Origin of the sequence: Porphyromonas levii (assembly GCF_018206105.1) — a bacterium.
In the GTDB taxonomy this organism is placed as follows: Bacteria; Bacteroidota; Bacteroidia; order Bacteroidales; family Porphyromonadaceae; genus Porphyromonas_A; species Porphyromonas_A levii.
This window is the reverse complement of sequence record NZ_JADRGN010000011.1, coordinates 29963-53938: the sequence shown is the minus strand read 5'-3', so window position 1 is coordinate 53938 and position 23976 is coordinate 29963. Positions and strand designations below refer to the sequence as shown.

At 44.9% G+C, this 23976-nt stretch carries 22 protein-coding genes and 1 tRNA gene; 13 read left to right on the top strand and 10 right to left on the bottom strand.

What is annotated here, in order from left to right:
* Positions 1 to 31: 31 nt before the first annotated feature.
* The 6 genes from IX315_RS03950 to IX315_RS03925 form a co-directional block, all read right to left on the bottom strand.
* On the bottom strand, positions 32 to 979 hold the full coding sequence (locus IX315_RS03950; RefSeq protein ID WP_240704007.1) for a site-specific integrase: 948 nt from the start codon (positions 977 to 979) through the stop codon (positions 32 to 34).
* Positions 980 to 1346: 367 nt separating this feature from the next.
* Positions 1347 to 1420 (bottom strand) — tRNA-Asp (locus IX315_RS03945).
* Positions 1421 to 1502: 82 nt separating this feature from the next.
* Positions 1503 to 2354, bottom strand: coding sequence for an MBL fold metallo-hydrolase (locus tag IX315_RS03940; RefSeq protein WP_018358226.1), 852 nt, complete (start codon positions 2352 to 2354; stop codon positions 1503 to 1505).
* Positions 2354 to 3409, bottom strand: a complete 1056-nt coding sequence (locus IX315_RS03935; protein WP_018358225.1) for an asparaginase — start codon at positions 3407 to 3409, stop codon at positions 2354 to 2356. Before IX315_RS03935 ends, IX315_RS03940 begins: the two co-directional genes overlap by 1 nt.
* Before the next feature lie 52 nt (positions 3410 to 3461).
* Entirely contained in the window at positions 3462 to 4271 is an 810-nt protein-coding gene (gene zupT / locus IX315_RS03930; protein ID WP_018358224.1) for a zinc transporter ZupT, read from the bottom strand.
* Positions 4261 to 5628: a UDP-N-acetylmuramoyl-tripeptide--D-alanyl-D-alanine ligase gene (locus IX315_RS03925; RefSeq protein ID WP_018358223.1), complete on the bottom strand. Its 1368-nt coding sequence runs from the start codon at positions 5626 to 5628 to the stop codon at positions 4261 to 4263. The genes zupT and IX315_RS03925 overlap by 11 nt, the downstream gene beginning before the upstream one ends.
* A gap of 189 nt (positions 5629 to 5817) precedes the next feature.
* Here IX315_RS03925 and IX315_RS03920 point away from each other — a divergent pair, with 189 nt between their 5' ends.
* From IX315_RS03920 to IX315_RS03905, 4 genes are all read left to right on the top strand, one after another.
* The gene (locus tag IX315_RS03920; RefSeq protein ID WP_018358222.1) at positions 5818 to 7203 is read left to right on the top strand and encodes a dipeptidase; all 1386 of its coding nucleotides are present in this window, start codon (positions 5818 to 5820) and stop codon (positions 7201 to 7203) included.
* Positions 7190 to 8473 (top strand): amidohydrolase, encoded by a 1284-nt coding sequence (locus IX315_RS03915; RefSeq protein WP_134849397.1) that lies wholly within the window; start codon positions 7190 to 7192, stop codon positions 8471 to 8473. The genes IX315_RS03920 and IX315_RS03915 overlap by 14 nt, the downstream gene beginning before the upstream one ends.
* 8 nt (positions 8474 to 8481) lie before the next feature.
* On the top strand, positions 8482 to 9300 hold the full coding sequence (locus tag IX315_RS03910) for a purine nucleoside phosphorylase I, inosine and guanosine-specific (RefSeq protein WP_211837203.1): 819 nt from the start codon (positions 8482 to 8484) through the stop codon (positions 9298 to 9300).
* 631 nt (positions 9301 to 9931) lie between these two features.
* Positions 9932 to 10894 (top strand): DMT family transporter, encoded by a 963-nt coding sequence (locus tag IX315_RS03905; RefSeq protein WP_018358219.1) that lies wholly within the window; start codon positions 9932 to 9934, stop codon positions 10892 to 10894.
* A 49-nt stretch (positions 10895 to 10943) separates the two neighbouring features.
* On the opposite strand, the gene IX315_RS03900 is transcribed toward IX315_RS03905, so the two are convergent.
* The 4 genes from IX315_RS03900 to IX315_RS03885 all read right to left on the bottom strand — a co-directional run bounded on the left by IX315_RS03900 (position 10944) and on the right by IX315_RS03885 (position 15279).
* Positions 10944 to 13619, bottom strand: a complete 2676-nt coding sequence (locus IX315_RS03900; RefSeq protein WP_211837202.1) for a TonB-dependent receptor — start codon at positions 13617 to 13619, stop codon at positions 10944 to 10946.
* A 46-nt stretch (positions 13620 to 13665) separates the two neighbouring features.
* On the bottom strand, positions 13666 to 14406 hold the full coding sequence (locus IX315_RS03895; protein WP_211635813.1) for a GLPGLI family protein: 741 nt from the start codon (positions 14404 to 14406) through the stop codon (positions 13666 to 13668).
* A gap of 90 nt (positions 14407 to 14496) precedes the next feature.
* Positions 14497 to 14862 (bottom strand): hypothetical protein, encoded by a 366-nt coding sequence (locus IX315_RS03890; RefSeq protein WP_018358216.1) that lies wholly within the window; start codon positions 14860 to 14862, stop codon positions 14497 to 14499.
* 153 nt (positions 14863 to 15015) lie between these two features.
* A complete protein-coding gene (locus IX315_RS03885) occupies positions 15016 to 15279 on the bottom strand; it encodes a hypothetical protein (protein ID WP_134849399.1) in 264 nt (87 codons plus the stop codon).
* Between the two features lie 118 nt (positions 15280 to 15397).
* Here IX315_RS03885 and IX315_RS03880 point away from each other — a divergent pair, with 118 nt between their 5' ends.
* From IX315_RS03880 to IX315_RS03840, 9 genes are all read left to right on the top strand, one after another.
* The gene (locus IX315_RS03880) at positions 15398 to 15805 is read left to right on the top strand and encodes an EamA family transporter (RefSeq protein ID WP_083900379.1); all 408 of its coding nucleotides are present in this window, start codon (positions 15398 to 15400) and stop codon (positions 15803 to 15805) included.
* A 486-nt stretch (positions 15806 to 16291) separates the two neighbouring features.
* Entirely contained in the window at positions 16292 to 16897 is a 606-nt protein-coding gene (locus tag IX315_RS03875; protein WP_240704078.1) for a hypothetical protein, read from the top strand.
* A gap of 49 nt (positions 16898 to 16946) precedes the next feature.
* Complete coding sequence (locus IX315_RS03870; RefSeq protein WP_018358213.1) at positions 16947 to 17951, top strand: ROK family protein; 1005 nt, start codon at positions 16947 to 16949, stop codon at positions 17949 to 17951.
* A 112-nt stretch (positions 17952 to 18063) separates the two neighbouring features.
* Complete coding sequence (locus IX315_RS03865) at positions 18064 to 18759, top strand: tetratricopeptide repeat protein (protein ID WP_211641718.1); 696 nt, start codon at positions 18064 to 18066, stop codon at positions 18757 to 18759.
* A gap of 269 nt (positions 18760 to 19028) precedes the next feature.
* Positions 19029 to 19448: a methylmalonyl-CoA epimerase gene (gene mce, locus IX315_RS03860; protein WP_018358211.1), complete on the top strand. Its 420-nt coding sequence runs from the start codon at positions 19029 to 19031 to the stop codon at positions 19446 to 19448.
* Positions 19449 to 19479: 31 nt separating this feature from the next.
* On the top strand, positions 19480 to 21033 hold the full coding sequence (locus IX315_RS03855) for an acyl-CoA carboxylase subunit beta (RefSeq protein WP_134849400.1): 1554 nt from the start codon (positions 19480 to 19482) through the stop codon (positions 21031 to 21033).
* A gap of 11 nt (positions 21034 to 21044) precedes the next feature.
* On the top strand, positions 21045 to 21227 hold the full coding sequence (locus IX315_RS03850) for a hypothetical protein (RefSeq protein WP_018358209.1): 183 nt from the start codon (positions 21045 to 21047) through the stop codon (positions 21225 to 21227).
* Positions 21228 to 21260: 33 nt separating this feature from the next.
* Entirely contained in the window at positions 21261 to 21749 is a 489-nt protein-coding gene (locus tag IX315_RS03845) for an acyl-CoA carboxylase biotin carboxyl carrier protein subunit (RefSeq protein WP_211638749.1), read from the top strand.
* Between the two features lie 479 nt (positions 21750 to 22228).
* The gene (locus IX315_RS03840; protein WP_211640804.1) at positions 22229 to 23950 is read left to right on the top strand and encodes a C10 family peptidase; all 1722 of its coding nucleotides are present in this window, start codon (positions 22229 to 22231) and stop codon (positions 23948 to 23950) included.
* Positions 23951 to 23976 lie beyond the last annotated feature (26 nt).

Here is a 23976-nt window from a genome sequence, read left to right as displayed (position 1 = left end):
ACACTAGCCCGTTGTCGAAAAATGGGGAGTACTATATACCTTCCCGATATGTTTCATGGTTGTACTTGGATATTATTTGCTTTGGGACATCAAGAAGAAGTACATTACTCGGAACCTTTGTCTTCTGTCGATTGGTGACGATCCATTGCTTATCGTTCATTGTCACAATATTATCTGGTTTCAGATTGGCGACATCAATGTAGGCAAGCCCCGTAAAACAAGAAAATAAGAATATATCCCTTACAACTTCGAGTCTTTTAATATGGGAGAGGTCTTTGTCAGCCATAATTGCTAACTCTTCTTCCGAAAGGAATCCTCTATCTACCGGTTTAGCATGAAAGTGAATGTCGAGAAATGGGTCATGTAAGATATAGCCTCGTTTTTGAGCATAAATAGTCATTGTTTTCAGAAGCTTCAATTTTTTCTGTGCTGTGTTGTGGGCAATATTTAGCTTTGACTTCAGGTAAAGCTCAAAATCTTCTACAACTGAGGGTGTGAATTCAATAATAGCCAAATCACTCTTGTGATATTCGGCACTTAGAAAATCTCCAAACTGTCTAGTTACTAAGTCGTACTTTTGATAAGTAGCCTTAACCATCGACTTCCCAACTTGTTGAGAGATACCCTCATTGTACTTTTCAAATATCGGGATAATGGAGCTGAACTCCTTGTCATACCCTAAGAATTTAGCCTTAAAAGACTCAGCTGTCAAGTCTTCTTGAAACTCACACTTTCTAAAGAGTTCTTGTGCAGCTGCAGACAGAGAGTCTAAAGAAGCATTAACTTCAATGGCTTCTGCTGTTCTTCCTTTTGCCCTGCTGGTCTGGTTACTCCATAGGGTCTTCTTTACAGCCAGTCGAGTAGACCCAAGGTTCGCCATACCACCGTTGATGTTAACTCGCATCATTATTGATGATTTTCCCTCTTTGTTCTCGTAGTTTGAGCGTAGGTAGTAGGACACCTTAAATTGATTCTTCATGTCACTTAATTTTAATGTAGCACTAAGAGTCTTTTATGTAGCAAAAACATGGTTTATTGCTACAGTTTTTCACCCTCTCGAATTGCCACAAAGTTAGTAATAAAGTCTCTGAAAGATAGCGAGTTGTAGTATTCAATTTGGTATTCATTTTGTAGTCATTGCTACAATTTCAGGTCGTGCATTTTTTGTGTAGCAGAAAATGTAGCAGAAAAGTGGTCTATTGATGACTATGTAACCCCCACAAAAGATATTCAGTGGTATGCACTGAAATAAGAAAAGTCGCTGTAAAGACCTGCTTTACAACGACTTTTCGATTGATTTTGAAGCCTCGTTTGACTACTCTCGTAAGTCACTTTTTAGCTTCTTGCGGTATGGACGGGACTCGAACCCGCGACCCCCTGCGTGACAGGCAGGTATTCTAACCAGCTGAACTACCACACCGTTTGCTGATTGCTCTTCTCTGAGGTTTGCTCGGCAAAGATAGCAAGGATTTTCAATACGACCAAATATATCGGCAAATATTTTATCTCAATTGGTAGATTGGGGAGCATTCGCCACGCTTGAGGACCTTGAGTAAGAGTCCGTCGGCTTCCCAATCGTAGTGTTCTCTGAACTTCTGCCGAAGTGTCTCAAGTGCCAATTCTGGACTATTATTCTCTCCACTAAGGTGGCAGAGAGCGAGGAAGCGCACTTCTTTGTGGAGATACTGCACAAGTATATGGGACGCCTCGTGGTTGCTGATATGTCCTTCTCCGCTCACTATTCGCTCTTTGAGGTAGTAGGGATAGGATCCGCTCAGTAGCATCTCACGATCGTAGTTGCTCTCAAATACCAAGTAGTTAGCTCCCTTTATCTCTTCTATGATAGTCTCTGTAACCTTCCCAATGTCAGTAACGAGGGTGAACCGACCCACTGGTGTATCTACGGCATACCCTACATTCTGGGTAGAATCGTGCGGAACCTCGAAGGAGCGAATAGACATCTCGCCTATCTGCACCCTATTACCTATCTCTGTGCTCTTGAGGTAAGCACTGAGCTCTGCACTCGCATATCGGTGGTATAATAGCGCCCTAGAAACCTCAGGCGCTGCGTATATTGTCCATTGGTATTTGTGGGCAAGCCGAACGGCTGCACGTGTATGGTCAGCATGGTCATGGGTGATAAATATCCCTTGCACATGACTTATATCTATGCCTTGCTCCCTTACAATCTGTTGGAACTTCCGAATGCCCAAACCTGCATCTATAAGGATGCTCTTATCTCGATACGTAAGTATCCCACAGTTTCCACAACTTCCACTACTCAGGCTCACGAAAGTAAGATCTGAAGCCTCCTGCTCCTGCCTAAATAGTGGTCCGAGCACCTCTTCCTCCATTACATTGTAAATTCACCACGGAGGTCAACCCCCATCCAATGCTTGACCTCCTCGCTACTCTTATACTTCCCTAGTAGATACATCAGCTTGGCAAGTGCTGCCTCAGCGGTCATATCATAGCCACTTAGCACACCCGCATCTAGGAGGGTACGCCCTGTCTCGTAACGCTCCATCTGCACCTTGCCCCTTTGGCACTGAGTGACATTGACAATCACAATACCCTGCGCTACCGCCCACTTTATTAGGTTGATAAAGCATGCATTGGAGGGTGCATTGCCGCTACCAAAGGTCTCAAGAACTATCCCCCTAAGCCCTGGAGCGCTAAAGCAAGTCTTCATAACCTCTGGGCTTAGTCCTGGGAAGAGCTTCATCAGGAGCACATGGTTATCCAATTCGGTATGACTATTGAGCTTGTCCTCTGGATAGGGAAGCATAACGCTTCTTGAGAACTTAATATCAATCCCCACATCCGCCAGATTGGGGTAGTTAGGAGATTGGAAAGCGAGGAAGTGATCGGCGCTTGTCTTTGTAGAGCGATTACCCCGGAGGAGCTGGTTATTAAAGAATACACAGACCTCATTCACCGCTGCTTTTCCACAGGCCTCTTTGGATGCGGCTATCTCGAGAGCCGTGAGGAGATTTTCCTTACCATCCGTACGTAGTTTCCCGATAGGCACTTGCGAACCTGTTAGAATCACAGGCTTATTTAGGTTGTCGAACATGAAGCTGAGCCCCGATGCGGTGTATGCCATAGTATCTGTACCATGGAGCACAACAAAGCCATCATAGCTATCATAGTGCTCAAGAATGATATCAGCAATACACTGCCATAACTCTATGCCAGCATCACTTGAGTCCTGCGGAGGGTCAAATGTGATGGCATCTATCCCAAAAGGGAGTTGATTAATCTCCTGTACATGCTCCGTTACATATGCGAAATCGCAAACCTCAAGACTCTTGGTCGCAGGGTTTTCGAGCATACCAATAGTCCCTCCCGTATATATTAGGAGTACATGTATACCGTTGGAGGATGGGTTTGTGGTCTTAATCTCCATAGTCCTTATCTTATAGTCATAACGCCTACAAATATACAAAATATGTTATAGCTTACAATACTACTAGTGTAACCGCCATAATCATCATTCCACCAATAAGTCCGAGAATCGCATGGTGGTGCTTACCATAGCGCTCTGCAGCAGGCAGGAGCTCGTCTAGAGATATATAGACCATAATACCTGCAATCATTGCGTTTAGTAGTCCAAATAAGCTGGGGCTGAGGAAAGGGCGCAATAGCAGGTAGCCCACGACAGCACCAAGGGGCTCGGCTAGTCCGCTACCAAATGAAATCCAAAATGCCTTGGCTTTCTTGCCTGTTGCATAGTAGATAGGGATAGATACCGATATTCCCTCGGGGATATTATGGATAGCTATCGCTATTGCTATAGGTAGTCCAAGCATGGGGTTATCCAGAGCCGTAAGGAAAGTAACCATGCCCTCTGGGAAGTTGTGGATAGCGATGACCAGTGCAGATATCATCCCTGTGCGCATCAGTTTACTAGTAGAAGTAGGATTGGGGTTGACCTGCTGCAAATCCTCTATTTCGTGAATCTCGTGCGGATTATCTCGCTCCGGCACCAGGAAGTCTATCACCATTATCAGTGCAATACCTCCGAAGAAAGCTAGCATAGTATAGAGCTGCCCCTTGGTAGCTCCATAAAGTTCGCTCATGGCACTCACAGACGTAGCATACAGCTCTACGAATGAGATATAAATCATCACCCCGGCGGAGAGCCCCAGCGAGGTAGAGAGCAGACTCGTATTGGTGCGCTTGGCAAAAAAAGCAATAGCGCTACCGATACCGGTAGATAGTCCAGCAAATAGGGTGAGTCCTAGGGCTAGCCATACACTATTGTCCATGTTCGTCGTAGCCTATTAGTTGTTGGAGTTTTGGCAGTAGCTGTTCGAGTGCGATGCCATGCGAACCCTTGAGAAGCACCACTGTATCGGGAGCAAAGGGCTGAGCGTCTGACAAGAGTTGACCTATTACTTGCGCGTCTGGATAGTGGGCGATTGTTGCGGGAGCTACTTGGTGAAACTCTTGCCCCACAAGGCGTGCCTCTATCTCGGGGTGTGCCATCAGCCACTCCACTATTGCTCTATGTTCCTCTTGGCTCTCCTTACCTAGTTCTCTCATATCTCCCAGCAGGGCGATACGGTGTGCGCCCTCCGTATTAGCGAGGTTCCGAAGAGCCACCATCATACTCGAAGGATTGGCATTGTACGCATCTGCTATAATCCGCCTACCCTCAGTACCCTGAATGAGCTGTGAACGGTGGTTTGCAGGGCGGTATTCCTCTACCCCCTTTACACAGCTCTCCATATCCAATCCCACAGCTGTAGCGATACTCATCGCAGCCAATATGTTATGAGCATTGTATTCACCTACCAAATGCGTTGCCACAGCGTAGCTCCGCCCTTCGAAGTATACCTTCATAGTAAGGAAAGGTGTATTAGACACCACCTCCCCCCGCATATACCCCTTACCAGACAGCGCCTGAAGCCCAAAGCTCTGTACGTATCCCGTCCGCCACTTCTTGCTCAGTCGTTGGTCGTCACGGTTAAGGACAAAACTCTTACCGCTATTAATGAGGTGGCGATACAATTCACTTTTCGTCTTGAGCACTCCCTCCACGCTACCAAAGCCCTCTAGATGCGCTTTTCCCACATTGGTAATCACCCCTATGGTTGGGCACGCGATATTGCAGAGCTCCTCTATATCTCCTGGGTGGCTTGCTCCCATTTCCACTATAGCTACTCTATGCTGTGGGCGCAACCTAAGTAGCGTAAGAGGTACGCCTATATGATTATTGAGGTTACCTTGGGTATAGAGGGTATCCCAAGCCTGCGTTAAGCAGCTTGCCATTAGTTCCTTAGTGGTCGTCTTCCCATTCGTACCCGTAATACCAATGACAGGAATGTCCTGCCGTTGCATACGGTGGTAGTGCGCCAGCAATTGTAGCGCCAATAGCGTATCCTCCACGTAGATACAGCGCGCATCCTCCTTTGCCAGCTCTGGGCGTGATACCACACAGTACTTTGCCCCCTTGCCAAGCGCAGAGAGGGCATAGCTATTACCATCAAAGTTCTCCCCCTTAAGTGCAAAGAAGAGCGCTCCCTCAGGAACCCTCCTACTATCAGTCGTTACCTCCATACCACACGCCAAGTAGGTGCGGTACAGAAGTTCTATATCGATATTATGGTCGTTAAAATTCATAACATATCTTGTGTATACCACAAAGATACATAAATAGACCTATACTATAGACTTCCCCAAGAGGCTTAGTACCGTCTGACGCTATCGCACGCTCCGTTGTTTAGTAGAAAATGAGTACCTTTGGGTCTGGAGGGTAAGTGTAGATAATCAATTTAATAACAATAATAATAAAGTGAGACAAACTAAGCTATGAGTAAGTCGAACCCAAAGATTAACCAGTATGTAGAGGAGAATAAGGAGCGTTTCCTTGAGGAACTATTTGAGCTGATTCGTATCCCCTCAGTAAGTTCACAGAGTCAGCACAAACCCGATATGGATAGGTGCGCAGAGCATTGGCGAGACCTCCTCCTAAAGAGCGGTATGGATCGTGCCGAAGTGATGCCTACAAAAGGTAACTCTGTAGTGTATGCCGAGAAGAAAGTCAATCCTAAGTATCCTACTGTACTCGTTTATGGTCATTACGATGTAATGCCTCCAGAGCCACTTGAGTTATGGAAGTCGCCAGCTTTTGAACCTGAGGTACGCAATGGCATCATCTATGCGCGTGGTGCCGATGACGATAAGGGGCAGACTATGTGCCAAGTTAAGGGCTTGGAGACTGCCATCAAACTGGATCTTCTGAGGTGTAATGTTAAGGTGATGCTCGAAGGCGAGGAGGAAATAGGTTCCACAAGCCTAGAGGCGTTCTGTAAGAAAAATAAGAAGCTACTCAAGAGCGATTACATCCTTGTAAGCGATACGGGAATGCTGAGCATGAAGCATCCATCCATGACCACAGGGCTTCGTGGACTATGCTACTGGCAGATAGAGGTCACTGGCCCTAACCACGACCTTCACTCTGGTATCTATGGCGGGGCTGTGGGCAATCCACTCAATGAACTGTGTAACATCATAGCCAAGATGCGCGATGAGCAAGGTAGGGTTACTATCCCTGGCTTCTACGATGATGTGGTAGAGCTAACAGAGGCGGATAGGGCTATGACAGAGAAGACGCCTTTCAATGAGCGCAAGTACAAAAAGGAGATAGGAGTGAAGGCGCTCTATGGTGAGGAGGGCTACCACACGCTTGAGCGTACGGGTAGCCGACCAAGCTTCGACCTCTGTGGTATCTGGGGTGGCTATCAGGGCGAGGGTGCTAAAACCATCCTACCAAGCAAAGCCTATGCTAAGGTATCTACTCGATTGGTAGCCAATCAGGATGAGAAGAAGATTGCCCAAGCATTCATCGACTATGTGAAATCACTCGCTCCAGAGCACGTAGAGGTAAAGGTAGAATACCTACATGGCGGTACGCCATACCTATGTCCTAGCGATCTACCTATCTACAAGGTAGCCGAGGAAGCCTATCAGGCGACTTTCGGCAAAAAGCCTCTAGCGGTTCGTTCTGGTGGTAGTATCCCTATCATCGCCACCTTTGAGCGTGTCCTTGGAGTGAAGAGCATACTTATGGGATTTGGACTCGGTAGCGATGCCATCCACTCTCCTAATGAGAACTTCCCATTGGAGAACTTCCACATAGGTATCCGCACAGTAGCTGAGTTCTACGCTAGATATGGACACGATGAGCAAAAGTAAGCTACTAATCAAAAACCCTCTGCACCCCGATGGGGCGCAGAGGGATATCCTAGTGGAGGGCAATAGGATATCAGCTATAGGCGAGGGGCTTGTGACTGAAGGTGCTGAGGTGATAGACGCTAGCCGTATGGCGGTAATGCCTGGGCTGGTCAACTGCCATACCCATGCCGCAATGACCTTTTTCCGTGGCTATGGCGATGATCTCGACCTCATGGACTGGCTCAATAATATGATATGGCCAGTAGAAGCCCACATGGATGAGGAGGATGTGTACATAGGTGCTAAGCTAGCTTGCCTTGAGATGATCAAGAGCGGCACTACGGCGTTTCTCGATATGTATTCTTTCCCTCACGGCACTGCAAGGGCTGTAGACGAGATGGGGCTGAGGGGTAATATCTCATATACCATATTTGATCAGGGCAATTCTAAGCGGGCTGAGCTAGACAAGCGAAACATGGAGCGGTATCTGGAGGAGTTTAAGCGCTACACCGATAGGGTTAGCTTTTCCGTAGGGCCACATGCTATATATACTGTAACGGGTCCTATGCTCCAGTACACCCACGACTTTGCCAAAGCCAATGATGTATTGGTACACCTACACCTCTCTGAGACCAAGGGCGAGGTGGATAATAGCATCAAGGAATATGGCACCACCCCTGTGCGCTACCTTGAGCAACTAGGTGTGCTTTCGCCCAACCTAGTCCTTGCCCACTCCCTATGGATGGATAGCGAGGAGCTACAGATACTAGCAGATCATGGGGTGGCATGTGTACACAACCCCGCTTCCAATATGAAGCTCGCAAGTGGCTACAGATTTAAGCTAGAGGAGATGTGGTCTAAGGGTATTCGTGTAGGTATCGGTACAGATGGCACTTCTAGTAGCAACAACCTAGATATGTTTACCGCCATGAAGCTCACTAGCTTTCTCGCCAAAGCTTGGTCGGGCGACCCCAAGGCGGGCAAAGCTAAGGATGTATTCGACGCAGGTACTTCGGCTGGCGCCAATATCCTAAGACTGGATGCAGGTAAGGTAGAAGTAGGAATGCTTGCCGACCTTGCGCTCCTAGACCTCGACCTCCCCGAGATGACACCTTGCCATGACCTCGTGAGCAATGTAGTCAACTCAGCCAATGGGAGCGCTGTAGATACCCTTATGGTAGATGGAAAGATACTGATGCGCAACCGCAAGGTGCCTAGTGAGGAAGCCATCCTCGCCGAAGCACGAGAGTACACAGAGAGACTATTCGCAAAGAGTAAGCAAAAGAAATAAAGATTATGATGGAGTATAAGCACTACAAAGAGGCAGCGGACTACTTGAGGCCTCTTATCCCCTCGGAGACGAAGGTGGCTATCACGCTAGGCTCAGGACTAGGACAGCTGGTCGATAAGATAGAGAATGCTAGGGTAATCCCCTATAGCGATATCCCCAACTTCCCTAAGTCTACAGCGATTGGGCACAAGGGAAATCTGATTGTGGGCACTTTGGATGGCAGCCCTGTAGTAGCCATGCAAGGGCGTTTCCACTACTACGAAGGGTACCCAATGGATAAGGTGACTTTCCATGTACGGGTATTCAAGCTCCTCGGTATCGAATACCTCTTTGTCTCTAATGCCGCAGGAGGTGTCAATGAGCAATACAAAGTGGGGGACTTGATGATTATCAGGGATCACATTAATCTACTTCCCAATCCTCTGATTGGTCCTAATATGGAGGAGTTCGGACCTAGATTCTCAGACATGACACGCCCTTACGATAGAGAATTGATGGCAAGAGCAGAACAGATTGCACGTAGGCTAGATATCCCACTACACAAGGGTGTCTACCTTGCGGGTACTGGTCCTAGCTACGAAACACCAGCAGAGTACCACTTCTTCAGCATGGTGGGTGCTACGGCAGTAGGGATGAGCACTACACCAGAGGTGATTGTGGCGCGCCATGCCGATATCAAGGTATTCGGTATGTCGGTAATTACCAACGAAGGGTACCACTTCTCGGACGACTTTGTCAATGATGGCGACGATGTTATCCGTGCTGCCAATGCTGCCTCAGAGAAGATGGGCGCTATCTTTACGGAGCTAATCAAGACACTCTACTAAGCCAATTCAGCACCTACTGATACAATAAGAGGCTACGCTAAGGTACTTCCCTAGCGTAGCCTCTTACAGTATCTATGAAAACCTTCCCCCTATAAAAAGAAAAAAGGTGTCTCTCGACACCCCTCAATCCTTCTTTAACCTATAATCTAATACTATTATGAAAAAACCACAGCGCAAAGTTATGCACTATTTTCCATACTTCCAAATAAATCGATGCTAATTAGCGTATAAATAGCTTTTTTAACCATATTTTGATAGAAACAGAGCCTATAATTGACTGATTCGGTACCCTTCGAGGTTATTCAGAGGATACACTACATGCTCCAATTATTGCCCCTCAAGAAAAAAGAAAAAGGTGTCTCACGACACCTCTCAATCCTTCTTTAACCTATAATCTAATACTATTATGAAAAAACCACAGCACAAAGATATACACTTATCCTCTATTCTCCAAATTTTTCAGTGGTATTTCTCGCAAAAAGCCATCTTTTAACTCTTTTATCGCATTTCAGATACCAAAATAACGTCCTAATGATATATTTACACCAGAGATACCGTCAAAAGAGAGGGATTGTCTACCTCGCATAAAATTGCGAGATTTGTTTGACATATCCAATAAACGTGTATCAGTATGATCAAAAAAGGGACTCTAACAAAAGAGAGGTTACTAGGGCACCTAGCCATCCTTTCTGCCAATGTACTTTTCGGGGTTAATCTCCCCTCCATGAAATTAGTACTCGACCCCACTAATGGCGTGGTATGGCAAGTGGCAGCCATAGCCCGTTTCCTAGGTCCTACGGTACTCTTTTGGGCGCTTAGCCTATTCCTTCCACGGGAACCGATAGAGCGAGGCGAACGCTTCAAGCTCTTCCTCGCTGGGCTCTTCGCTGTGGGTATCAACCAGTCATTTACCGCTGTCGGCGTTTCCTACACCACACCATTCAATACTTCACTTGTGACCACAGTGGGGCCTATCCTCACCCTTGTGCTCTCAGCCCTATTCCTCCGAGAGCCTATTACCACCAAGAAGTCCATAGGTGTAGCTGTAGGACTATCGGGAGTCGTATGGCTACTGATGCTAGCGGCTACACCACAGGCAGCGCCAGCCAATCTAGGACATCATAATCATTTCCTAGGGCTATTACTCAACCTCGGGAGCAGCCTCACATACTCTACCTACCTCACCCTCTTTAAGCCCCTTGCAGATAAGTACTCACCTGTTACGCTCATGAAGTGGCTCTTCCTTTCCAGCACAATTGTCTTCCTCCCAATTTATTGGAAAGATGTTGCCGCCACCGACTTTAGTAAGTTCGACGGCTACTTCTATAGCGCCCTCTTCTATATCGTGGTACTTGGCTCCTTCCTCCCTTTCCTATTGATTCCCGTAGCCCAGCGCAAGCTTCGCCCCACGGTTATTAGTATGTACGCTTATATACAACCATTTGTAACCGCTGTGATATCCATATCCCTAGGGCTAGACAGATGGAGCTGGTGGAGAGTCCCAGCTATTTTACTCATCTTCCTTGGTGTCTTTATCGTAACCCAAAGCAAGAGCCGAGCCGATTTAGAGCGATCGCACACCCCTTTGGACTAAAAACCCAAGACAGCTCCATAGGTCAGCGACACCTGTACGAAACGCCACCTTAGTACCTGTATTCAAAGGTCGCCATGACTACCCTAGGTTTCAAATCAAATTCCGTTAGAGTAGTCATCAATTCATCAATATTAGTTGTAACAAACCTTTCATTTCCAATAATATTACTCCCAGAGACACCTACCCTCAGCTTATCTGGAATCAACTGATAATCGAGGTGAAAACTACTAAAGTAGTAAGCCTTATCGGTAAGTTGTCTATCAAACTGGTGGCGCTCAGTTCCCAATTTGAGGGTCAAATCCCGGGAAAACTTAAAGTAGAGATCCAAAAAAGAGGTATTATTGGTTAACTTCCGCGATATAGAAGATGTGGACTTACTTAGAGACCAACGAGATCCAATATGGAACTCAAAGAGAGAAAGGAAAGCACTTCTAAGCTCTCCATTAATATAATAATTTGTAGATTTAAAGGGTGTTACTCCTTCTTTATTTATCGCTCTATAAAAGTTGATTCGAGAGACACCTGCAGAGAACTTGAAATTTGATCTTATGGGTTGAATGAAGTAGTCTACCTGAAGTGATACATTACCTGTCGTTGTATTAGGGACTCGAATACTTTGGGAATAAAAGGTATTGTCAGCAACTGCTAAACGACTAGAAAAAACATTGTGCTCCTTAGTAAGGAATCCCAATACATGTGCTTGGAGGTCTTCACCAAACTCACCATAAGTATACATAATAGAATACAATGTATTCCTTTGAATTCCAAGGTCTCCTACACCTCTCGAAAGACTCCGATTTCCAGTTAAGACACAACCAGAGTATAACTTATCTATTTCCGGAAGGCTGCTGTTTACTGCATAGGTAACTAGCAGTGTATTACGCTCGAACATTTTCCAACGCACATAAATACTTGGGTCTATAACAAAGGAGTCCATTCTCTTATTCTCCTTAAGAACAACATCTTGACAAAAGAGACTGTACCAATGTGCCCGAAGCGATGTCCCCAATTTAAGGGCATCCAACAACCAAGTATACTTTACAAGTACAGAACAATCATTAACTGAATAGTGCACTTGGTTTCTATTGTCCTTAAGCGTGAACTCTTTGCCTTCAATTGGTGAGAGGAGTAATTGAGTCTCTAGGTAATGATGCCTATATTTATCGCCCATCTGCATAAGAAGCTGACCATTTCCTAACTTGTGAAAAAGACTAATAGAACCTTCTAGACTATTCATATTATCGACAGATAATTGTCTTGCCCCGCCCTCAGACTCATACCCAGGGAATAAATGGGAGAAGTAGAATCGGTTGACCTTGAATTGCTGAGGCTGACGATTATGGGTATATCGCCCCAAAACCGATAATATAGTTTTGTCCCCTATCTTAGAGAAATAACTCAGAAGTTGCTCTAGTTTGATACCTGATTGGTCGAAGTGTTCTTCAGAAGCAATTCCATTGAGTCGCAGATCAGCCACCCCTCTATCCTTATCATAATAGAACATTGTGGTACTCGAGAAACGTCTGAGCTTTGAGGGCTCACTCGTAAAGTCAATGCGCCCAAATGTACTACGCTGTCTCAGGATTGAGCTCCTTTTCTCATTGGTTCTGATCTCAGAACCCACTAGAGTAATATCTTCAACAGTTCTTTGGGATTGACCAATCTTCTGATAATCGCAAAGTCCAGCAATGCGAATCTTGTTTTTGTCCGAAAGGTTGATAATCGAGTTGAGAGAAGTAAGCCCCGACATAGAAAGCGGATTTTTTGTGCCGTCAAAATAGATATTTCCAAGCTGATAAAAGGAAAGTAGTGCGCCAGGCTTTTCAGTCTGAAAAAGCGGGGTAATCTCTTCGTCTCCGATGACTTCAGAGAGCCTCTTAAGCTCTCCCACTGAACGCCCAGTGGTATTGTCGGAGTTCACTAAGAAATAGGTTTTATGGGTCTTACTAAAGTTCATTAGATTATTTACCAACTCATAATTCCACTTATTGCCAATTCCTCCTCGGACATTGCCAAACCAGATATCCTTGGCCTCCTTGGTGAGTGTAAGGTTTAGAGCAACCTTGTCGCTATCCACAACCCCTTTGAATAATTGGTTTTTTACATAGTCATTGATAACTTGCACCTTCTCGATTGGGTAGACCGGCATATTCTTTGAGAGGACCTTATAGCCACGCTCAAAGAGGTCATCTCCCTCTACAAGTATTCTATCAATCTCTTTATTCCCAACTCTAACGACACCATCTGGATTGACATCAATCCCAGGGAGTTTCTTTAACAAATCCTCAATAGTTGTCTCCAAGCCATCTGTAAAATAGTTGGCATCATATGTCACTGTATCATTTCTGACAACAATAGGGCTTTTCTTTCCTGTAATCGTAAACTCTTTCAGAGTGTAAGTTGACTCCTTTAGCACTACTTTTATTCCTTCTAAACGTCCATTATTACTTAGTTTGATAGGGACGTTACGTTTTTCATAGCTAATGTTTGAACACACTAAGTAAAGCCCTGTATTAGCAGGCGTTTCTAGTCTGAAAAGACCTTTTTCATCGGATAACTGATGAGCCAGAGTCTTCTCACTAATGCTATCCTTGAGAAAGATACTCACATTCGGTATCCCTTCCCCTAACATATTGACGATTACACCAGTAACTACAGTCTGCCCCTCCATATTGCCCCACAATAATAGCAATAAGGGAAACAACGCAAGTCGTTGTAGATTCATCTGGTATATTCCTTAGAATTTTATGGCTTTAGCGCCATGAATCAAGTCAATCCATTTCGATAGCATTAACCTTAAAGGACGTTATCGAAACTTGCATATCCCTATCAGATCTACTCGTCAATGTCCTCTTTATTCTTTCAAATTGTTCTTTTTGAGCTTTCTTGTATAGGTCTCTGGAAATGGTAAGATACTTCGTTTTTATGGGCTCCGACGGTACGATTCCGCTTTCTATTTTCACCTTCGAGAGGGTAAAGACCACTTCATGGTGGCTATCATAGAGCTCAAAAAGGGCACCGGGAAGTCCGTGAAACTTAAATGGACCATACTTTATTGGAATCTCTGGAGCATACCAAGCAGTATAATAGCGCCCACGAAAATTGCAGGTTGCTTTAATACATTCATAACCATCGATATTTTTGAATTCAGAATCTATCTTCCACTCTATCTGTGGGACTTTCTCCTCTATAAGCACGAGACCACCTTCCTTTTTTGTCGAACGCGCTAAAGTGGTGAGAACAGAATCGGTTTTAATAAAATAGGCTGTGGTATCAGCTACGAAATATTGGAGCTGAAGACTTTCCTCATCTACACTATTGATAGTCTCCTTTCTTTGATCTTGGTAGATGAATAAGGCATTTGTAGAATTGCAGTACAAAGCAGCCTTGTAAGTCGTAGGCATACCGCTAAAGTTCGTCTGCATTTTGTACTCAAGCAAAGCATCATACCTCTCTTGTGCTTTCATTGCCAAAGGAAAGAGCAGTATTAGGAGGACAAAAATTTGTTTCATACGTTCTCAAATTATTAGTGAAAATGTACAGAGCAGCACGATGTGCGACTCTTTACAATTCTTTATATCTTTATATCAATATCACGAACTTCACCTTACGTCATCTATCATTTCTTGGAGTTGTTTTAGAAGTTTCTTTGCTTTGGCCATTACCTCATCGCTCGGTCCAGTAACAGTAACAGAAACCTCAACCCCTGTATCAAAAATTCCAGCTTTACCTGTTAGTGTAACAGAGCACTCAAGTGCTTTCATGCACTCCCCAAGCTGAAGTAAGTCATTTAGTGCATTTTCTCCACTTTCCAAGAAAGAATCAGAGAAGTCTCCCAAATCTATTTGGAACTTTGCGTAGAGTACCTCTCTAGAATTAAGGTTAACATCTACGGTAGGAGCTTCTTGAGAAGCATAAGACGATAATGCGCAAAATGCACACACAACGAACAAAAAAAACTTTTTCATATCAAGAAATTTATAACCCTTTAAACATTAAAGAAACATTATATTTGCCTATCAATAAACAGCCTCCAACATTTTCTGAGTGTTCCTCAAAAAATCCTTTGCCACTTCGGATAGTTTATCACATGGAGCAACAACGTGAACAGTAAAGTTTATTTACTCTCCGTTACGTGTTCTAAATTGACTTGTTATTGATGCTGAACAGTTAGATTCTGCAACATAAACATCCGAGCGCAGACCTTCTGTCATCTCTGCTCCTATATCATAACACAATTTAGCATCATCTATCGACAGTGTTTCGATGTTATTTTTCGCAGATCCCTTCAAGAGTGAAGTCTCCCAAACAACAACAGTATTTTCACATCCCACTGCAAAAACTGAAGAGGTAGAAAGAATAAGAAGTGCTAGAAATCTTTTCATAGTTATTTTGCCTAAAGTCAAAATAAATTTATCACCTAAAAGGTATATCACCTCTTCAGCAAAGGTATGTATATTTTTTTTGTTTCCAAAATTCAATAAACTATTTAACACTTCATAGATTCAAGACTCTTGTAATAAGTACTCACATGTTACGCTCTTCACGAAATGGCTCTTCCTTTCCAGCACAATTGTCTTCCTCCCAATTTATTGGAAAGAAGTTGCTGTCACCGATTTTAGTAAGTTCGACGGCTACTTCTATAGCGTCCTCTTCTATATCGTAGTACTTGGCTTCTTCCTTCCTTTCCTATTGACTCCCATAGCCCAGCTCAAGCTTCGCCCCACGGTTATTAGTATATACGCTTATATACAACCATTTGTAATCACTGTGATATCCATATCTCTAGGGCTAGACCGATGGAGCTGGTGGAGAGTCCCTGCCATTCTACTCATCTTCTTTGGCGTATTTATCGTAACCCAAAGTAAGAGCCGAGCTGATCTAGAGCGCGAACACACTCCACAGACCTAATCCCCCAACATTCTCTTAGTAAGTATACAACTCTAAAAGGTAAAGCAATCAAGAGAGCTGGAATCAACAGACCAGTGGAACCTCAGGCACATAAGGTCAAGTAGATAGTTATATCTCCACGAAAAAAGGTCAATGTTTTCAGGACAAGACGGGTACCATAGGGACAAAAAAACTTTCATCCCTACCCGCTGACCGCCCTAGCCATACCCCATGACCATTTAATATATACTAATCTGGTAATTTAATATATACTAAATAAATCATTTAGTATATATTAAATTACCAGATTAGTATATATTAAATGGTCATGGAATCCATAAAGATGGCTGAACTAGTGGCTAGAGGCGGCTGAAGTAATTGGGCAATAAGGGGATGGGCATTTGGGTAATTCGTGAAAAACTTGTAACTTGCCACCTGAAAAGCAGGTATATCAAAAGGTTTATTCTGCAAGAGGTATTTACACTATATATAAATTTAGCAAAAGGTATGAAGAGGATTAATACGCTTCTAGTGACGGCAGTAGTAACATTGTTTGCTGGTATGATGCTTACATCATGTGGTGGTGCTGATCCTAAGGAAGCGGCTCAGGCTGCAGTGGAGGCCGAATTGGCAGGAGACTTTGAGAAGCTCTATAGCCTGCTGACCACAGAGGATAGGGATGCTGTGACATTGGACAGCTTTAACCGTCACTACTCTATTCCAAGCGATCTTGCCGACGCTATGGAGCTGATTCCTGAAGTAAAGGATGCGATTAAGTCAGAGAAATTCGAGAGCCAAATCAATGGCGAGGCAGCAGTAGTCACATATTTTATTACGCTCCCCGACTTTAGCAACATGGGCTCACTCTCTATCGCTGATGCTCAAGAGCTTCTCCTTGTAAAGGGCAAGAAACTGAGCGATATGCCGGCAGCTATCCAGCAGAAGATTATCGACTCTGTCAAGGCTAATGGTGTCTCTACGATTAGTCATCCCAAGCAGATGCAGCTCAAGCGTGAGGGCGATGAATGGAAGGTCTCTATGGGGCTTGCCGATCAGATCCAGAATAATAAGCGCATCCGTACTGTGTACGATGTGGCACCGATTACAGAGTAAAGGATTAGGTATATTAGGTAAAAGGTAAATATATATTAGGTTATTAGGAATGTCTACAGTAAAAAGTGACACTAAGCCCTATGTAGTGGGCGTAGATGTGGGGGGAACCAATACCGTGTTTGGTATTGTGGATGCTCGTGGTAATATTATCCGTAGCGATAAGATCAAGAGTACCAATCATATCAAGGTAGAGGGGTATATAGAGGAGTTGGCAGCTGCTATCAAGGAGTTGGCAGAGGAAGCTGGCGGAATTGGACTGATTCATGGTATTGGCGTAGGTGCCCCCAATGGCAACTACTTCACTGGCTCTATCGACTTTGCGCCCAATCTACTTTGGAAAGGACGTATCCCCCTAGCGCACCTACTCAGTGAGGCGTTGGATGGTATCCCAGTAGCACTAACCAATGATGCTAATGCTGCAGCGATAGGTGAGATGACTTATGGTGCAGCTCGTGGCATGAAGGACTTTATCGAGATTACCCTAGGCACAGGTCTTGGTAGCGGTATCGTAGTTGGTGGCAAGCTTGTCTATGGTCATGATGGCTTCGCTGGGGAGATAGGTCATACTATCATCCGTCGTAACGGACGCTCTTGCGGCTGCGGTCGTATGGGTTGTCTCGAGACCTACTGTTCGGCCACTGGAGTTGCGAGGACAGCCAAGGAGTTCCTCACCGCCCGTGAAGATAAGAGCTTGCTCAGAGACCTTAATATTGATGAGATTACTTCTAAGGACGTACACGATGCTGCTATCCAAGGCGATAAACTAGCACTTGATATCTTCGAGGCGACTGGTGCTGTACTTGGAGAGGCACTTGCCGATGCGGTTGCCTATACTAGCCCTGAGGCTATTATCCTATTTGGTGGTCTGACCAAGGCTGGAAATATCCTACTAGAGCCAGTGAAGCGCCACATGGAGCAGAACCTCCTCAATATCTATAAGGATAAGGTGAAGATACTCGTGAGCGAACTAAAAGAGAGCGACGCGGCTGTGCTAGGTGCAAGTGCACTTGGTTGGGAGGCAGATCGTAAGCTCCTCACCAAGCTCACAGATTGATGGATAAAATAGAAATAGCAAGAGAGGAATCCCTCCTTGCTATTTCATTATATACAGGGATTTGTGTAAGTTTGCACAATCTTTGAATAACAATGTATTATGAATTAATAATATGAGCGATAAGAAGCATGAAGCAATGGGCGCTACCGATAAGATAGAGGAAGGCGCAATGGAGGCTATTAGCAAGTCGGAGACCTATATCCGCAACAATCGCAATACGATCATTACTATTGCGGTGGTGGTCTTGGTGGCAATTGCAGGTATCTTGGCTTACCATTATCTGTATAAGAAGCCTCGTGTAGAGAAGGCTCAGGCAGCGATGTTTAGAGCTGAACAGGTATTTGGCGTAGACTCATTTGCTCTTGCGCTTAATGGTAATGGTGCTGATGTAGTAGGTTTTCTACAAATCATAGACAAGTATGGCAGTACCCCCTCTGGCAATCTTGCTCAGGCTTATGCAGGTATCAGCTACTATAACCTTGGCGAGTACGACAAGGCGATTGAGCACCTGAAGAAGTTCAAGTCTAAGGACACCATGGCTAACCCAAGCGTTTATGGTCTTATTGGAGACTGCTATGTGGATATGGACAAGGTGGAAGAGGGCGTGAAGTATTTTGAAAAGGCTGCCGAGCGTGCCGACAATGATTTGCTATCGCCAATCTACCTTATTAAAGCTGGTATCGCTTACGAGGCGCTAGGTAATACTGCGAAGGCTAAGGCTAGCTACCAGACCGTTCTCGACAAGTACAGTGCTTCTGACTTTAGGGTAGAGGCTGAGAAATATCTCCAAGCGCTCGAGATGAAGTAATACACCGTTCTATATAACGATAGAGATATGAGTAGAGGTCGACTTCCACAACAGTTGGAAGCCGACCTCTGCTTTTGACCTGTATCTGTGTGCAGTATATAGGTATATTATAGTCGGTAGGTCATAAATTGCTATCATAGAAATATATGCTCCAAAAATATGGTTATATAGGGAATAAAGTATATATTTGCGCTAGGGTAGCTCGACAACTACTTCACAATGAAAGGATATAAAGAATAATATACAACTCAAAAAAAAGATTTAGACGTATGGATATCTCACACATTGAGCATCTAGGTATTGCTGTGAATAGCATAGAGGAGCATCGTCCATTCTACGAGCAAGTGCTCGGATGGGAGTGCTACAACATCGAAGTTGTGGAGGATCAAAAGGTAAAGACCGCTTTCTTCAAGGTGGGCAACTCTAATACTAAGATTGAGTTGCTAGAGCCTACTAGCCCCGATAGTACAATTGCTAAATTTATCGAGAAGAAGGGCGAAGGCATCCATCATATCGCTTATTGTGTCCCTAACACTCAGGAGGCACTAGATAAAGCGAAGGAGCTAGGGGTACAGCTTATCGACCAGAAGGCACGCAAGGGTGCTGAGGGACTACTTATCGGATTTATGCACCCTAAGAGCACTGGAAAGGTACTCACCGAAGTCTGCAGTAAGCCCGACAACAAATAACAAGTGTATACATAACATTTAGAGCTATAATATGAGTACTCAGGTAGAGAAGATTCAAGAGCTGATAGAGCTACGCGCCAAGGCACGCCTCGGCGGTGGTGAGGCGAGGATACAGAAGCAACACGAGAAGGGCAAGATGACTGCTCGTGAGCGTATTGATTTGCTTCTAGACAAGGGCAGCTTCGAGGAGATGGATATGTTTGTGGAGCTTCGCTCACACAACTTTGGCATCGACAAGAACAAGGTACTAGGTGATGGTGTGGTGACTGGTAGCGGCACTATTGATGGCCGACTAGTGTATGTATATGCACAGGACTTCACCGCTATTGCTGGTTCACTAGGAGAGATGCACGCTGCCAAGATCTGTAAGGTAATGGACATGGCGATGAAGGTAGGTGCTCCAGTAATCGGTATCAACGATTCGGGTGGTGCACGTATCCAGGAGGGTGTGAATGCTCTTACTGGTTATGCTGAGCTTTTCGAGCGCAATATCTTGGCGAGCGGTGTAGTACCACAGATCACAGCTATCTTTGGACCTTGTGCTGGAGGTGCTGTGTATTCTCCTGCTCTTACCGACTTCATCCTGATGGTAGAGGGGTCATCCTATATGTTCCTTACAGGTCCAAAGGTAGTAAAGACAGTGACCCACGAAGATGTAACCCAAGAGGAACTTGGTGGTGCATCGGTACATACCACAAAAAGTGGTGTAGCACAGTTCTCAGTGCCTACCGAGCAGGAGGGTATCGAACTTATCCGCCACCTCATCAGCTTCCTACCATCCAATAATATGGAGACCGCACCCGACGTAGAGTGTACTGATCCTATTGATCGTATGGAAGACTTGCTCAATGAGATTATCCCAGATAATCCTAATAAGGCATACGATATGTATGAGGTACTGGGTGCTATTGTAGATAATAGGGCATTCCTCGAGGTACACAAGGACTTCGCCAATAATATCATCTGTGGATTCGCCCGCATGGGTGGTAAGAGTGTAGGTATCGTAGCCAACCAGCCAAAGAGTAAGGCAGGTGCACTGGATGTGAATGCATCTCGTAAGGCAGCGCGCTTTGTACGCTTCTGCGATGCCTTCAATATCCCACTAGTAACCCTTGTGGACGTACCGGGATTCCTCCCAGGTACAGGTCAGGAGTACAATGCAGTGATTACTCACGGTGCTAAGCTACTATACGCTTACGGCGAGGCTACAGTACCAAAGGTGACTTGTATCCTCCGCAAGGCATACGGTGGTGCATACATCGTGATGAGCTCTAAGAGCCTACGTGGTGATATCAACTACGCTTGGCCAAGTGCTGAGATTGCAGTGATGGGACCAAGCGGTGCCGTAGAGGTGGTATTTGCTAAGGAAGTGAAGGAAGCTGAGAACCCAGCAGCCAAGGCTATAGAGAAGGAAGAGGAATACCGCAAGGCATTTGCTAATCCTTACAATGCTGCGTCTTACGGCTATATCGATGATGTTATTGAGCCACGAAATACTCGCTTCCGCATCATTAGGGCACTACGTCAGCTCGAGAATAAGCAGCTGACCCTACCAGCTAAGAAGCACGACAACATCCCATTGTAATCACGATTGATATGAATTTCAAGATACCATCCAACAAGGACGTATACGCTGCTATAGCTATGGCGCTCCATGAGACGCTTGGTACGCCTCACGATAGGGAGAGCAATGTAATCACTATCGATAAGGCTAAGCATAGCAATTCCCCTTGGGGTAGTAAGGTGTTGACACTCCGTCAGCTCCCTAGGAGGAAGTAAGTATTTGATAAATAAGTAGACAGAGATATCTATATGAAGACATTTAATTATACTATCAATGGGGTTCAGTACCAGGTAGATGTAGTCAGCATAAAGGAGAATATTGCCGAAGTTAGGGTCAATGGCGAGAGCTACGATGTGGAACTCGATAGGTCTTATGATATTGACCAAGAGGCTTGGGCTGCAGCAGCAGTAGCGCCTAAAGCTACCCCAGTGGCTAAGCCTGCAGCACCTGCCGCAGCGCCAGCTCCACAACCAGAGGCAGCGCCAGCCGCTCCTGCCCCAGCTGCAACAGCAGGCGCAGGCGCAGGCGCACCACTTAAGTCTCCACTCCCTGGAGTAATCGTAAAGATTATGGCTAAGGTAGGTGATGCTGTGAAGAAGGGTCAGAAGGTAATGGTACTAGAGGCGATGAAGATGGAGAATGATATCAAGGCCGACCGCGATGGTGTGGTTACCTCTATCCTCGTTAACCAAAACCAGAGTGTACAGGACGGCGATACCCTATTGACCATCCAGTAATCTGTATAGGTTACTTACGCTTTCAGTAAAGAAGAGGAGCGCATCCCACGAGGGGTGCGCTCCTCTTCTTCATAGGTAAATTATGGATTGAATTAGACCATATTTTGGATATTATCGAAATGAATGTCCTATTTTATACTTCAATAATATGATAAAACCATTTATTCAATGAATTTATGTCAATAATATTGTGCAGTTAAGAAAATACTTACTACCTTTGGGTGTTCTCTTTTTGATTGCATGCATGTTTATTCGCATTCTAAATGTAAGGTAAGTATGATTATTAGAATATAAACGTAAAATGTTGCGACGATAATTATATCTTAATTTCATATAGGTGACTAAAAAAACTAGAGACCTAAGGCTCCGAGCTCTCTAAAACATAATACCATGGCAGAGGAGAACTGTATTAGAAGCACTCTTCGAGATAGAGTACAATCTATCGATAGGAGTTTTTATTAACTATCAAAGAACAGCTTATGAAAAGAAGAAGTTTTGTAGAAAGTGTATGGGCATCGATCTCAACACTTGGCAAGAAGCTATGGAGAGGGGTTGTTGTCTCTTTCACTGCGTTAGTTGCTATCTTCGCGGTTTCTTGTAGCAATCAGTCTCGGATGTCGGATATAGCAGAGGCAACATCAGGAGATGCAGACGCTTTTGTGTCTGAGCTCGAAGCACAGAAGATTGCAGAGAACTTTCTTAAGGTGAATGATTTACGTTCTGGAGGGGAACAGCTTACTTTGGTGTATACTGAGCCAAGCAACTTACGTGCTAATGACGGAACGGAGTATAGTGATCTCCCTGCTTACTATGTCTACAACATTGGAGATAAAGGCTTCATCATCGTTTCAGCGTCTGAGACTACCTATCCTGTTCTTGGTTACTCAGAGGAAAATACATTTGCCGTAGGCGACCAGATGCCAGACAACCTCAAGGCTGTACTTAAGGGCTATGCCGATGAGATACGCTACTCTTGGAAGAACATAAAGAGTACCGATGCAACCAAGCAATGGAGAGAGGGCGCTCTACGCTCAGTAAATGCCGATGAGGCCACAACACGTGTCGCAGCCGCTTCTGTTAAGCCACTGCTCGGCACGATCAAGTGGAACCAAGCTCCTTACTACAACGATCTTTGTCCAACGGGTACGCCTGTAGGCTGTGTGGCTACTGCAACTTCACAGATTATGAGGTACTGGGAATACCCAAGCCGTGGGAGAGGCTCTCACACGAGCACAGTAGATGGAAGAAGTGTCAACTTCGACCACCCTCTCAATTGGAGCAATATGCCTAAGGCTACACTCCGCTCACCAAATAGGGACGTAGCACAATTCTGCTACGACGTAGCTATTGGTCTTAATATGCAGTTTAGCAGAAAAGGTAGTGGTACCTACCAAAGATATATTCCTGACTTGCTCGTAAATCATTATTATTACGATACTACTGTTCGTCAGCTGTACCGCGACACTGGTTATTCAGCATCTCAGTGGCATAATATTTTACGTGAAGAGCTCTCTGCTGGACGCCCTGTACAGTATGCAGGAAGTGGTCGTGGAGGAGGTCACTCATTCGTTTGCGATGGATATGACTCTCGTGGTTACTTCAGTTTTAATTGGGGTTGGGGTGGCTCTTCGGACGGTTATTTTTTGACCAATGCTTTGAATCCAGGTAGCCTAGGTATCGGCGGAGGTAGTGGAGGCTTCAACTACTATCAGGATATCATTATCGGTATTCAGCCTAGGGGCAATGTCACGCCTTCACCAGATCCTGACCAGCCAACCTATCCAATCTCTTATGCAAGGGATTCTTACTATGCTTTCATCTCTGGAGTGGGACTAAATAGATATGTTGCGAACTCTCGCACAGGTAGTGGATATGCTGATTATACGACGATCGGTAGTTTCCCAATATCAAGGGGGAATAATACGATTACTTTAACGCCGGGCTTTGGAACTACTAATAAGTATAACAACTACTGGCGTGTTTGGATAGACTTCAACAACGATGGTGTCTTCTCCAGATCAGAGATGATAGTAAACACGAGCAGTTCACAGGTCGTTTCAGGTCAATTCTCTCTTAGTAATAATCTCCAATCAGGCTCCTATCGTATGCGCGTATCGATGAAGACTTACGATGGCTATCCAGCCCCCGATGAGATATTCACATACGGTGAGGTAGAAGACTACTCCGTTGTGGTTAGATAACAAGGTCTGTTATATAGAACTTTTGT